Below are 13,911 nucleotides of genomic sequence, written 5' to 3'. Positions count from 1 at the left end.
AACCAGCGCATGACGGAGTCAAAGTCCGTTGCCTTACCGCTTGGCTATAGCCCATTAATATTTACTAGTATGGTTATCTTTTCAAAAAAATAAACCCTTTCAGGTTATTTTAAAGAAAATGGTGGAGGGGGGCAGATTCGAACTGCCGAACCCGAAGGAGCGGATTTACAGTCCGCCGCGTTTAGCCACTTCGCTACCCCTCCGACATTTAAAAATATATGGTGGAGGATGACGGGATCGAACCGCCGACCCCCTGCTTGTAAGGCAGGTGCTCTCCCAGCTGAGCTAATCCTCCAAAAGTGATGACCCGTACGGGATTCGAACCCGTGTTACCGCCGTGAAAGGGCGGTGTCTTAACCACTTGACCAACGGGCCGTTAAATTAAATATAGCGGCGGAGGGGATCGAACCCCCGACCTCACGGGTATGAACCGTACGCTCTAGCCAGCTGAGCTACACCGCCATGTCGTCGTATTTAACGGACAATTAGTATCTTACATCAGATATGTTTTAAAGTCAACACATCTCAAAAACTTTTTTAAAAATATATTCTCTCACATAAAAAAGTACCCGAGTAATCACTCTGGGTACCTCTCTATATGTTAAGAATTAAACGGACTTATTATCCGCGACGTGCGCCACGGCCACCACGTTTAGATTCTGTGTTACGCTTTAAAGAAGTTAAACGATCTTCACTATCTTTTAAAAAGCGTGCCATCTTTTGCTCAAATGTTTCTTTTGGAGCTCGTTCGTTACCGCCACCGCGGTTATCTCTGTTGGAAGAACGATTATTATTACGTTGTGGACGTCCAGAACGTTGTTGATCACCACCACGTTGGTATTCACCACGTGGACGATCTCCTTCTGTTTTTTCACGTTCTTTCGCTTTCTTAATAGATAGGCCAATTTTGCCATCTTTTTCAACATTGATAACTTTTACTTCTACTTGGTCGCCTACTTTTAAGTGATCGTTAATATCTTTCACATAATTATCAGCAACTTCACTAATATGAACAAGACCTGTTAAGCCTTCTGGCAGCTCCACAAAAGCCCCAAAATTTGTAATACCTGTTACTTTACCCTGTAACTTGCTGCCTACCTCGATTGACATAAAAAAAATGCTCCTCCTTAGTGGTTAAAAAGTCAAATTTTACTTTATTATATATAATCCTAAAATACAGTGTCAATAAGACATACTCTACTTAGAAACAGGAAAAATTATCTCCCCTTTTCCGGAGAAGAAATAATCCCTTCTAGCAATCTTTAAAACGTACTCTTCATCATTCAACTTTTGAACTTCATCTTTTAGATTCTTTTCTTTTTTCGTTAATGAATCCAGTTCTTTTTTCATGTCCTTAACTTTCGCTTCTTTTGCTTTAATGGAACTGTTTTGTTGATAAAACGTCACACTAATACTAGCAATAATTGTAAAAGCAAAGACAAGAAAAACCGCTAAACGGCGATAAAGTCGCTTCCTGTTCTCATCCGTTTGTATTATATGTTCTTTAACAGGATTTGGACTCTGTTTTTCGATTGTTCTTTGTCTCAGTTCCCTCATTTCCGAGGTCCCCCTAACTTCTTTTTTATACGCACCCATAATTGGAAGATATGTCCCTTCAATTTTGCTACATATTGCAGGAACCCTACATGCTTCATTATAAAAAGTTTAACACGATTAGGGAGAAGTTTCCATATGAGCGAAGCAATAAACCGAACAGGCGAGAAAAAAACTTTCCATATGAAAAGTAATATCCAAATCACCATTTTCCATAACACATGTCCAATTGAAAGCAGTATACGAAATAAGAATAATATAAATGCAATAAATAGCTGTGCTATAATAATAACAGGTTTTATCATGAGTAGCTGTATAATTCGAACAAAAAATTGTGTTGTTTGTACAAAAATATAGATGAGAAAATTTAACATCTTCATGTATAGTGCTTTCAATAAGCTTTGATATGCTGCAAAACCACATAGTAACGCCAAAAATACATATATACGTAGTTCAGCTTCATTTACACGCAGTAATACATAAAAAACGAATAATGCTTGGACAATCCAAAATAGTATATCATGTATAAATACAAGCCAGCGTTTACGCTCTTGGCGTTTTAAAAACCGTTGGTATGTATCTAAAGAAGCACCAATCCAAGCACCCATTCCAATCATTGAAAGCATTGTATACAACTGAATTGTTAGGCTCATTTAAACAACTTACTAAAGAAGCCTTTAGTTTTCTCCCCTTGGTTCTCATCAATATACAGCATTTCATGAACTTTCCCTTTAATTGATACAACACCCTTTTCTACATCTAAATTCTTCATTTGCAAATTTTGACCACGAATTGTTAAAAAACCCATTACAGTCTCAAGTAAAAACTCTTCGCTATCAAAACTCTCTACTTGCTTTACACCAGTAATATCGATTACACGCCTGCCACGCATGATAATATCATGCTCTACAGAAACATTTTGTTGATTAGAAGACATAGGTGAGTAACCATTATTCACGAAAATCCCCCCATAGCTTTATACTAGCTAATAGTAATGTATGAGGGGCTAACCTATTTTAGAACAAGCCTTCTTCCGCTTTCACTTTTTCCTCACGAACGAGACTATACATGTTTGCTGCATCTTCTTTTTTAGTTGTTTCTTTCAATTCATTTACTTTCACAGTTACTATTTTTTGCCCGAAACGAATTGTTAATTCATCCTCTACCTTCACATCTGAACTCGCTTTTGCCACTTGGCCATTAATCGAAATTCTTCCTTGGTCAGACACTTCTTTTGCTAATGTTCTTCTTTTAATTAAACGTGATACTTTCAAAAATTTATCTAGACGCATATCAAATCCCCCTATTAACGCTCTGTTTGTTTTGCCTCTTCCCATAAAATATCTAACTGTTCTAATGATAAATCTTGCATTTCCTTATTCATTTCAGCTACTTTTGCTTCCATGTATAAAAAGCGAGCCATAAATTTCTCATTAGTTGAACGTAACGCTTCTTCTGGATCTAATTTATAATGACGAGCTATATTAACAAATGCAAATAGTAAATCACCAAATTCACCTAGCATCTTTTTCTCATCCATGTTTACAACTTCTTGTTGGAATTCTTGCCATTCTTCTAAGGCCTTCTCTATCATCGGCTGCACATCAACCCAATCAAATCCAACCTTTCCAGCTTTCTTCTGAATTTCATAAGCACGCATTAGCTGTGGCAAGCTTTTTGGAATACCTTCTAAAACAGATTCTTTCACGAATCCCTTTTCTTGTTTTTTAATTTCTTCCCAATTTGCAATCACTTCATCAGCATTATTTACATCCGTATTCCCAAACACATGCGGATGACGACGAACCATTTTCTCAGCTAAAGTCCGAATAATATCATCTATAGAGAACCAACCTTCATCCTCTCCAATTTGAGCATGAAGCATAACTTGTAATAATATATCACCCAGTTCTTCTACTAAATGATCATCATCCTCTTCATCAATTGCTTCTAGCACTTCATATGCTTCTTCAATTAAGTATTTCTTTAAAGATTGATGAGTTTGTTTTTTATCCCACGGGCAACCATTCGGTCCACGCAGTTCCGCAATAATTGCTCTAAGCACATCAAACTGCTGATACAAAGACGCACGTTCCTTAACCGGGGGTACATATACACTCGTTAAATTATTTAACTCCGTTTCATGATCTAACATGTATAACGGTACCTTTTTTACTTGCTCAAATGAAGTTCCTGCAGCTGTTACGATATACACTTCATAATCATCTGGCAACATCTCCATTAACATCAGTTTCACATCTGAAGCAACGAACGCATCATACACTTGGCAAAAGATTAAATGTTGACGTAATTCTAATTGTCCTCTTTCAAATGATGTAGCATCAATTAATTGGAACCCTTCAATCGGATCAATTTTTAGACTTGCAAACATCGGATCAAGGAAACTTTGTCCACCTTCAATTCGCACTTCAATATTTGCTACTTCTCCTTTTTCCAAAAGTAGCTGAACTGTTCTTTCTGCTACAAGCGGATGACCTGGAACAGCATAAATAATTTCTGCGCCTTTAGCCTGTTCTAGCAATGTATTCGCGATTGTTTCATATACGATTTCAAATGTATCATGTGCCTCATATACATTATCAAAGGCCGTATACTTTATAGCTTCTTTCTCCAATTCTTCTATAACTGGATGTTCCTTTGTTCTAACGAACATATGTTCCGATTCTTTTATCTTTCGATATACACCCATCGTTAACTGATCTAATTCACCAGCACCTAATCCTAAAATAGTAATAATTCCACTCACAACCAGTCACCTCTATCCACTCTTCTTCAATGAACCTTCTTTTTTCTCTTGTTTCATAACGGTTCCTAATTCTTCTTTTGTAAATACACGTAATTTTAAAATTAAAAACATATATGCTAATCCACCGATAGCTACACCTAACAGCGCTTCAAGCGTCGCAACCCCTCTATGTCCTGTATCAATTACTAATCCGGACATTCGCAACATACGCATAAAGATTATTAATACAAACCCCATACCGATACCACTAATAGCTACACCTAACATATTCCGCCTATCAATAAGCGGCTCCGATACAGCTCGCATAAGTAACACACTATTTAGCAAGGCAATTACAATAAGCGCAACTAAAGTTGCAATTGCAGCTCCCTTTACACCAAAATACGGCATTAATATATAGTTTAAAACTAACTTCAAACAACCTCCAAATACAACGAATATTGCTGGTTTTAATGTTTGTCCCACTCCTTGCAAAATAGAAGCAGTTGTAATTGACAATGAACTAAATAAAATAGATAAAGATAAAATCGATAACACATCTGATCCATCACTATTTTCAAACAACATAATATTTGTAGGTTGAATAATACAAGTTAATCCAATAGCAGCTGCAAATCCAATAACAAATGTTATTTTCATTGCTAATTTTACCTTTTCTTGAATAAATGAAAGATCTCCTCTTTCTTTCGCCGCTGTAATAATAGGAATAAGTGACAATGAGAAAGAAGTTGTCACAACAGTACCTAATTGCATAAGCGGGATACTTCTATCATAAACACCTTTTAGTACCTTTGCATTTTCAACTTGCTCTCCCGCGCGAATAAGCAAGGTATAAAAGGAAATAGAATCCGACATTTGTATAAAAATAAGGACTAAATTACTAACACAAATCGCTAATCCCTGCCAAAAAAGGATTCGAATAATCCTTTTTTTACCTCCAATTCTCTTCCAACTTTTAAAGAAAATAGCGTGGAAATCATGACGCATATAAAGTAAAAGTACGATAATCCCAATAAGCCCGCCTGCAATTGAACCTAGCATAGCACCCGCACCAACTGTATATAAATCAAATCCATGAGCAATAAGGAATAGTGATAAAAATACAATAATAGAAACACGAATTGTTTGTTCAATTACTTGCGAAACAGCCGTCGGCATCATATTATTGAATCCTTGAAAATATCCTCTCGCTACAGATAAAAATGGCATTAGTAGGAATGAAAACGAAATAACACGTAATAATTTATCTAAATGTATATCGCCCATAGCCGATGCAATTGTTTCGGCCCCAAAGAATAATGTGAAAAAACCTATAAATCCAATTCCTAATAAAAACCAAAAAGATACACAAATAATTTCTTCTGCTTCTTTTTGTTTTCCTCGTTCTAATCTTTCTGCGACCATTTTTGAAATAATAATGGGAAACCCATAAGTGGCTAAAATTAAACAAAATCCATAAAATGGATAAATTTGTTGGTAAATATAAAAACCAACATCACCCGCTATATTTTGATATGGAATACGGTAAAAAGCGCTTAATACCTTTGTAACAAAACTTGCGATTGTTAATATAATAGCCCCACGCCAAAAGGCTTGGTACTTCTTCGCTTCCATACAAGAAAACTCCTTTTTCTATTCTCACCCCTCGTATTATATCACAAAGAAAAACTGTCTCTCCTTCATATTCCTTACATTCACTGACTTCTTTCAACAGCAAAAATACTCAATGAAAAAAGGTAGCAAAGCGCTACCTTCATTCAATGCTTATATCTCCAAATAGTTAATTTCTCAAATAGAAATATCATAATTAGGAAAGATTGCTACTTATAGAAATTACACTTCACTACTGCTCCATTTGTTTCGCTAAAAAGCTTGCAGCTGTATTTACTGACTTATGCTCTACTTCACTTATAATAGCCTCTTTAGAGAAGATAACAACAGCCCCAATTGGATCCCCATTCGCAACAATCGGGCCAATTGTATAGGAGATGACTTTTTCTGTTACTCCATCAATAATTGAAATTTCACTTTCATCTGTCATAATTACAGACTTGCGCTCTTCCATTGTCTTCTCAATTAAATCGCCAACACTTTTATTTAAGTATTCTTTTTTAGATACGCCTGCTACTGCGATAATAGAATCACGATCGCATACAAGCACATTATGTCCTAAGCTATCATATAAAGCTTCCGTATATTCTTTTGCAAAATTACCTAGTTCACTAATCGGAGAATATTTCTTTAAAATGACTTCTCCATCGCGATCAACAAATATTTCTAGTGGGTCCCCTTCTCGAATACGTAAAGTTCTACGAATTTCCTTTGGGATTACTACCCTGCCTAAATCATCAATTCGACGTACGATTCCAGTTGCTTTCATTCTATGCTGCCTCACTTTCTACTGATGATCAAAGTGGTGAATTTACCTGTTCATGTAAAAATCACCAACTATTAAACATAGTATTTTACACATTAGTTCTTCTATGCACGTCGAATTGTATTTTTTGTCTTATATTAGGCATTTATTACTTCTTTTTTTACATCTGGTAAGCCTTTTAATAAATTTTCAGCAATTGTTAACCATTTCGATGTCTCTAATCCATTCGTTTTCATCACAATTTTCAATTGTGACCCCTCCATACCAAGACCGATCATACGACCAAAACTACTTCCTAGCATGAATAATTTTCCACCATCTATATTTTGGCTCGCTTGTTCAGAAAACAGGAATGTTACTTCAAACTTATTTTGCTTAATTAACTCAATTTGTTCTTTCATCGCCAACACTTTAATGTTTGCAATTTGTAATAAATAACCAACTTCTTGTGGATAATCACCAAATCTGTCGATCATCTCTTCCTGCAACTCTTCAATATCTTCAATTGCAGAAATACCTCTAAATTGTTTATACATCATAATTTTTTGTTTACTATCTGAAATATACGCATCCGGTAAATATGCGTCTACTTCTAAATCAATTTCAACATTAACGGTATTTTCAACTCCATCTGTCCCTCTACGTTGCTCAATTGCATCTTTTAACATTTGAGAATATAGATCAAATCCGACAGAATCAATAAATCCATGTTGTTCTGCCCCTAACAAATTACCCGCACCACGAATTGATAAGTCTCTCATCGCAATTTTGAAACCAGATCCAAGCTCTGTAAACTCTTTAATTGCCTGCAGACGCCTCTCTGCAACTTCCGATAACACTTTATCACGTTTGTATGCAAAGTAGGCATACGCGACGCGATTAGAACGTCCAACACGCCCACGAAGCTGATACAACTGCGATAATCCCATACGATCTGCATCAAATACAATTAATGTATTTACATTCGGAATATCTACACCCGTCTCGATAATTGTTGTACTTACAAGAACATCATGCTGCCCTTCTAAAAACGATAGCATAACAGACTCTAATTCACCTTCATTCATTTTCCCATGTGCGTATGTTACACGAGCATCTGGAACTAACATCGAAATTTCATCTGCTTTTCTTTCAATATCCTCCACACGGTTATATAGGAAGTAAATTTGACCGCCTCTTGCCAACTCTCGCTCTATCGCTTCTCTCATTAACGCCGGATTATACTCTACTACATATGTTTGTACTGGGAAACGATTCTCTGGTGGTGTCTCAATAACAGATAAATCGCGCACACCAAGCATAGACATATGAAGTGTACGTGGAATCGGAGTTGCCGTTAATGTTAACACGTCAACATTTGCTTTCAATTGTTTAATTTTTTCTTTATGTGTAACGCCGAATCTTTGTTCTTCATCAATAATAAGAAGTCCTAAATCTTTATACGTAACATCTTTAGATAAAATACGATGTGTTCCGATTACAATATCCACCGTTCCATCTTTTAAACCTTTAATCGTTTCATTTTGTTGTTTTCGTGTGCGGAATCTACTTAGTAACCCTATATTAATCGGGTAATCTTGAAAACGCTCTCGAATTGTTTCATAGTGTTGTTGTGCAAGGATTGTTGTCGGTACTAAAATCGCAACTTGTTTTTCATCCATAATTGCTTTAAATGCCGCACGAATAGCTACTTCAGTCTTTCCATATCCTACGTCGCCACAAAGAAGCCTATCCATCGGACGTCCGCGTTCCATATCTTTCTTAATCTCTTCAATAGAACGTAATTGATCCTCTGTCTCTTGATATGGGAAAGAGGATTCAAATTCCTGTTGTTCTGCCGTATCTGGTGTATATGCATAACCTTTCGAAGCTTCACGCTCGGCATATAATTTAATTAGGTCATCTGCAATGTCTTGTACAGATTTTTCAACTTTCGTTTTGACCTTCTTCCAATCATTTCCGCCTAATTTATAAACTTTTGGATCCTTACCTTCAGACCCTACGTATTTTTGCACTTGATCAATTTGTTCAATTGGAACGTATAACTTATCATTACCTTGATATTTAATATTTAAATAATCTTTATGAACACCATTAATCTCTAATGTCTCAATACCTAAAAATTTACCTATACCATGATTTACATGAACTACATGGTCTCCAACTTTTAATTCCGAATAACTTTTAATACGTTCAGCGTTAGATAACTTTTGCTTACGTTGTGATTTTTTAACCTTCTTATGAAAAAGCTCTTTTTCAGTAATGACAACAAACTTTTGCATCGGCATTTCAAAGCCTGCATGTAAATCACCTACAGCAATTTGTAACCTTCCAGGCAATAAGACATCTGTGGCCTCTACAATGTCTGCATCAATATCATAATCACTTAAAATATGTTGTAGTTTTTTTACGCGTTCCCCATCTGTTCCAAGCACAACGGTCGTAAAATGCCCTTCATTCCATCTATCAATTTCAGTTTTTAACAACTGCATCTGTCCGTGGAAATCTTGCATCGTTTTACATGTCACATTCACAATGTTTTGAGGATGTGTGTGTGCTATATGGCGTAAGAATAACGTTAAATATACAAAACTTCTTTTTTTATTATGAAGAAATTCCTCAAATGAGTGGGAGAAAGATAAATCCTGAATAATTGTTCCTTCGCCAAGAAGTGAGATATACCATTCCGCTTCTTCGGTTTCAAGATGTGATGCTGTTTCTTGAATACGGGAAATCTCATCTAAAATTACAACACCGTTTTCTGGTAAATAATCTATCAGACTAGCAGGTTCTTTATAGAAAATAGATAAATATTTAAACATTTGTTCTATACTTTGCCCGTTTTTCAACATTTCAATTTCATGACTAACCGTCTCAAGCACAGCAGTCTTTAATTTATCATCGGAAAGCTTTTGCATCGTCTTAGTCAAACCTTCTTCAAGATGCTTAATTCCCGATTTCAATTCTTCCTGTGAAAATAAAAACTCTGTTGCCGGACCAAACCGAACACTTTCCCTTTTATCTTGAGAGCGCTGTTCTTCCACATCAAATAATCGAATAGAATCAACCTGTGTATCAAAGAATTCAATACGAAATGGTAATTCTTCAGTTAATGGGTAAATATCTAATATTCCCCCGCGCAAACTAAACTCTCCTGGAGCTTCTACCATCGACTTACGCTCGTAGCCAATATGATGTAAGGTATGCAAGAGTGCATCTAAATCAATCTCTTGCCCTAGATTGATTTCAATTTGCCTTTGCTTCCATAATTCTTTTATCGGTAAAAACCTACGCAGCCCTGCAACTGGCGCTACAATAATCCCATTCTCTCCCGCCGCTAAGCGATTTAACACTTCAATACGCTGCGCCTTCAATTCTGGACTTGCAACACCAACTTCCGATGCTATCAATTCATTTACCGGATATAGCCAAACATCTTTTTCACCAAGTAACGCCACTAAATCTTCATGTACTTTTTGTGCTTGGTATAAATTGTGCGTCACAATAAGTTGTGATTGCTTTGTTTTTTTATATAAAGCTGCCATTAATAATGAACGAGAGGATGTTGCCATACCCGATACAAGTTGTTCCTTCAACCCATCTTCTAGCCCATTAATAACCGATTGTATTTCTTCATTTTTATAAAATTGCTCTAATAAACCTATCATTTTCAAAACTCCTCTCAACATAAAGAGCAAGTTACTATATTTTATGCAAATATTTTGGAAAAAGAAAACAGAAAAATGCTTTGGACATGCCAAAGCGACAACATTTTATTGCAGAAATTTTTCATATTCATAATACTCAGGATAAGATGCGAGCGTTTCTTGACACGATTCACAAATCGTTTTTATATATATATTTCCATTCTCATGAAAATGAATCATATCCACTACTTCTTGCTCTGTTAGTTGAAACAAAACGTCGCTATATACTTTTTCTGCGATAATGGAGCCCACATTACTTCCGCAATGTCTACAGTAATAATAACCTTCCATACTAGCCTCCTAAATATCCAATTGCTACTAGTATGGGATAAAACAAAATAAAATATTCCAGATTGTGCGCTTAACTATTAAAAGTATTCATGATTTGGAGAAAAGGTTTATTTAACCATTCCTCACATGCATCTGCTGCATTTTCAATGGATTGATTAACGCCAGATATTTCTTCAGATGTAAAACGTCCTAATACGTAATCCACTACTTTCATCCCATTTTTCGGACGATCGATTCCCATACGGATACGTTGAAATTCTTGTGTTCCTAAATGTGAAATTGTTGATTTCACACCATTATGTCCACCCGCACTACCTTTCATGCGAAGGCGTAACTTACCTACAGGAATATCTAAATCATCGTACATAACAATGAAGTCCTCAACATCAATTTTATAATAATCCATGAGCGGACGGATACTTTCCCCAGATAAATTCATATATGTAAGTGGCTTTAGTAAGATTACTTTTTCCCCATTAACAAAGCCAGCGCCAAATACTCCTTTAAACTTTTGTTCATTCAAAGAAATACTCCAACGCTTTGCAAGTTCATCGATCGCCATAAATCCAATATTATGCCTTGTTAATTCATATTCTCTACCTGGGTTCCCAAGTCCTACTATTAATTTCATTCTTGTACCACTACTTTCTTTTTTCGATACGAAAAGACGTAACCAAGCTTGGTTACGTCTCATTCTATCCAATTAATTGAATAATACACTTACAGATTCTTCTTCGTATACACGAATGATTGCTTCTCCGATTAATGGAGCAACTGAAAGTTCATGTACTTTATCAATTTTCTTCTCTTCTGGTAATACAATAGAGTTCGTTACAACTAACTCTTTAATATTCGAATTTTGAATACGCTCAATTGCTGGGCCAGATAATACTGGGTGTGTACAGCAAGCATATACTTCAGAAGCACCGTTCTCAACAAGAGCGTTTGCCGCTAATGTAATTGTACCAGCTGTATCAATGATGTCATCAATTAAAATTGCTGTTTTGCCTTCAATGTTACCGATAATGTTCATTACCTCCGATACATTCGGACGAGGACGACGCTTATCAATAATAGCGATTGGCGCTTTTAGGCGATCCGCCATTTTTCTAGCACGCGTTACACCACCGTGATCAGGAGATACGATTACGATATCTTTAAGGCCTTTTGCTTCAAAGTAATCTGAAAGAATCGGTACACCCATTAAGTGGTCGATCGGGATATCAAAGAATCCTTGAATTTGTGGAGCATGTAAATCTAGAGTGATTACACGAGTTGCACCTGCTGTTTCAAGCAAGTTTGCTACAAGTTTCGATGTAATTGGTTCACGAGAACGCGCTTTACGGTCTTGACGCGCATAACCATAGTAAGGAATAACAATATTAATTGTTTTTGCAGATGCACGTTTCAATGCATCAATCATAATAAGTAATTCCATGATATGTTCGTTTACTGGGAAGCTTGTAGATTGAATAATGAATACATCGCAACCACGGATACTTTCTTCAATGTTAATTTGAACTTCTCCATCACTAAAACGATCAACAGAACATTTTCCTAGTCCTACTCCAATATGCTTTGCGATTTGCTCAGCAAGTTCCTTATTAGAGTTTAAAGAGAATACTTTCAAATTAGAATTTAGATATTGAGTCGACATCTAGATTAACCCTCCACATTATGATTTTTTCTTATTCAGCAATTGATCAACATAGTCTTCTTTGTTAACTTGACGTGCACGTGCTACTGATAATGCTTTTGATGGAACATTCTCTGTTATTGTAGAGCCTGCTGCCACATAAGCACCATCTTCAACTGTTACAGGAGCAACAAGGTTTGAATTACATCCAATAAATACCCCGTTACCAATTACAGTTTTAAATTTATTCTTGCCGTCGTAGTTCACCGTAATTGAACCACAACCAAGATTCACGTCTTCTCCAACTTGTGCATCCCCGATATAACTTAAGTGTGAAGCTTTACTTCTATTACCAAAAACAGTTTTTTTGATTTCTACGAAGTTTCCAACGCGCACTTCATCTCCAATAACTGAATCTGGGCGAATATGTGCAAATGGACCAACCGATACTTCTGTACCAAGTTTGCTGTCATGTACAGTAGATTGACGAATTACCGTACGATCTCCAATTTCACTATCGCGAATTACTGTATGCGGTCCAATTTCACAATCCGAACCAATTACAGTGTTACCCTCAATAACCGTTCCTGGGTGAAGAACTGTATCACTACCAATAATTGCATCCGCAGAAATGTATGTGTTACTTGGATCAATAATTGTAACACCATTTACCATGTTCTTTCGGTTGATACGATTTTTCATAATAATTTCCGCTTGCGATAGAGCGACTCTGTCGTTAACACCTAACGTTTCATCGAAGTGCTCTGTTTGATAAGCTGATACAATATGACCCTCATTTTTTAAAATTTCAATAACGTCCGGAAGGTAATATTCGCCCTGTACATTATCATTTGAAACTTTAGAAAGTGAAGCAAATAAAGCTTTATTATCAAAACAATACGTACCTGTATTGATTTCTTTAATAGCTAATTCTTTTTCATTTGCATCCTTATGCTCAACAATCTTTTCAACATGACCATTCTCATTACGAACGATACGGCCATATCCAGCAGGCTCTTCTATGTACGCTGTTAGTACCGTCGCCATTGCTCCCGCTTCTTCGTGTTGCTGAAGCAATGCTTCCATCGTTTCAGCAGTTATTAGAGGTGTATCACCACAAATAACTAAAGTTGTTCCTTCTTCATTTGCAAGTACACTTGCAGCTTGATCGACAGCATGAGCTGTACCAAGTTGTTCTGCTTGTAATGCAAACTCACTTACATTTCCTAGCTGTTCTTGTACCTTTTCAGCACCATGTCCAACGACTGTTACAAGTTTCTGCAATCCTAATTGAGATACTTCATTGACTACATGTTGTACCATTGGTTTTCCACATACAGGATGCAGCACTTTGTATAGCTTGGACTTCATACGTGTGCCTTTACCTGCAGCTAGAATCACTGCAAATCTGTTTGACATATAGACCCTCCATCGCAACCTATTTATCCATTAACGATATTATCCTAAATCATCATATATTTCAAGAAACACATTATAACTATTAAATTTTACCATAATTCTTATAAGATGTTTTACTCTTTAGTATCTTTTTTAAGGAATAAGCTATACTATTTTAAAT

Annotated in this window: 13 protein-coding genes and 4 tRNA genes; all 17 read right to left on the bottom strand. The window is 36.1% G+C overall.

Annotated features, from left to right (window positions below; translation table 11 throughout):
- Positions 1 to 119: 119 nt before the first annotated feature.
- Positions 120 to 203, bottom strand: a tRNA-Tyr gene (locus AB3X48_RS10465).
- A gap of 16 nt (positions 204 to 219) precedes the next feature.
- Positions 220 to 295 (bottom strand) — tRNA-Val (locus tag AB3X48_RS10460).
- An 8-nt stretch (positions 296 to 303) separates the two neighbouring features.
- A tRNA-Glu gene (locus AB3X48_RS10455) sits at positions 304 to 375 on the bottom strand.
- 13 nt (positions 376 to 388) lie between these two features.
- Positions 389 to 462: transfer RNA gene (locus AB3X48_RS10450), tRNA-Met, on the bottom strand.
- Positions 463 to 621: 159 nt separating this feature from the next.
- Positions 622 to 1,110: a S1 domain-containing RNA-binding protein gene (locus AB3X48_RS10445; RefSeq protein WP_002063394.1), complete on the bottom strand. Its 489-nt coding sequence runs from the start codon at positions 1,108 to 1,110 to the stop codon at positions 622 to 624.
- Positions 1,111 to 1,197: 87 nt separating this feature from the next.
- Positions 1,198 to 1,557, bottom strand: a complete 360-nt coding sequence (divIC, locus tag AB3X48_RS10440) for a cell division protein DivIC (protein WP_002124547.1) — start codon at positions 1,555 to 1,557, stop codon at positions 1,198 to 1,200.
- Positions 1,554 to 2,207, bottom strand: a complete 654-nt coding sequence (yabQ, locus tag AB3X48_RS10435) for a spore cortex biosynthesis protein YabQ (RefSeq protein ID WP_002091573.1) — start codon at positions 2,205 to 2,207, stop codon at positions 1,554 to 1,556. Before yabQ ends, divIC begins: the two co-directional genes overlap by 4 nt.
- Entirely contained in the window at positions 2,204 to 2,512 is a 309-nt protein-coding gene (gene yabP, locus AB3X48_RS10430) for a sporulation protein YabP (protein WP_001059101.1), read from the bottom strand. The genes yabQ and yabP overlap by 4 nt, the downstream gene beginning before the upstream one ends.
- A gap of 58 nt (positions 2,513 to 2,570) precedes the next feature.
- Positions 2,571 to 2,846 carry an RNA-binding S4 domain-containing protein gene (locus AB3X48_RS10425; RefSeq protein ID WP_002009677.1) on the bottom strand — a complete coding sequence of 92 codons (276 nt, stop codon included), beginning with the start codon at positions 2,844 to 2,846 and terminating at the stop codon, positions 2,571 to 2,573.
- A gap of 14 nt (positions 2,847 to 2,860) precedes the next feature.
- Positions 2,861 to 4,321, bottom strand: coding sequence for a bifunctional methyltransferase/pyrophosphohydrolase YabN (gene yabN, locus AB3X48_RS10420; RefSeq protein WP_002159632.1), 1,461 nt, complete (start codon positions 4,319 to 4,321; stop codon positions 2,861 to 2,863).
- Between the two features lie 12 nt (positions 4,322 to 4,333).
- Positions 4,334 to 5,935 carry a putative polysaccharide biosynthesis protein gene (locus AB3X48_RS10415; protein ID WP_016106818.1) on the bottom strand — a complete coding sequence of 534 codons (1,602 nt, stop codon included), beginning with the start codon at positions 5,933 to 5,935 and terminating at the stop codon, positions 4,334 to 4,336.
- 229 nt (positions 5,936 to 6,164) lie between these two features.
- Positions 6,165 to 6,701 (bottom strand): stage V sporulation protein T, encoded by a 537-nt coding sequence (spoVT, locus tag AB3X48_RS10410; protein ID WP_016106817.1) that lies wholly within the window; start codon positions 6,699 to 6,701, stop codon positions 6,165 to 6,167.
- A 134-nt stretch (positions 6,702 to 6,835) separates the two neighbouring features.
- A complete protein-coding gene (gene mfd / locus AB3X48_RS10405; RefSeq protein ID WP_016106816.1) occupies positions 6,836 to 10,366 on the bottom strand; it encodes a transcription-repair coupling factor in 3,531 nt (1,176 codons plus the stop codon).
- A 105-nt stretch (positions 10,367 to 10,471) separates the two neighbouring features.
- Positions 10,472 to 10,696: an anti-sigma-F factor Fin family protein gene (locus tag AB3X48_RS10400; RefSeq protein WP_002091576.1), complete on the bottom strand. Its 225-nt coding sequence runs from the start codon at positions 10,694 to 10,696 to the stop codon at positions 10,472 to 10,474.
- 70 nt (positions 10,697 to 10,766) lie between these two features.
- Positions 10,767 to 11,327 carry an aminoacyl-tRNA hydrolase gene (pth, locus tag AB3X48_RS10395; protein WP_002144538.1) on the bottom strand — a complete coding sequence of 187 codons (561 nt, stop codon included), beginning with the start codon at positions 11,325 to 11,327 and terminating at the stop codon, positions 10,767 to 10,769.
- Positions 11,328 to 11,399: 72 nt separating this feature from the next.
- The gene (locus tag AB3X48_RS10390) at positions 11,400 to 12,353 is read right to left on the bottom strand and encodes a ribose-phosphate diphosphokinase (protein ID WP_002091580.1); all 954 of its coding nucleotides are present in this window, start codon (positions 12,351 to 12,353) and stop codon (positions 11,400 to 11,402) included.
- A gap of 18 nt (positions 12,354 to 12,371) precedes the next feature.
- Positions 12,372 to 13,751, bottom strand: a complete 1,380-nt coding sequence (gene glmU / locus AB3X48_RS10385) for a bifunctional UDP-N-acetylglucosamine diphosphorylase/glucosamine-1-phosphate N-acetyltransferase GlmU (protein WP_002091584.1) — start codon at positions 13,749 to 13,751, stop codon at positions 12,372 to 12,374.
- Between the last annotated feature and the right edge of the window lie 160 nt (positions 13,752 to 13,911).

The sequence above is a fragment of the Bacillus sp. S4 genome (assembly GCF_040838205.1).
GTDB classification, from domain to species: Bacteria; Bacillota; Bacilli; order Bacillales; family Bacillaceae_G; genus Bacillus_A; species Bacillus_A cereus_U.
This window is presented reverse-complemented; position numbering and strand designations above follow the sequence as displayed.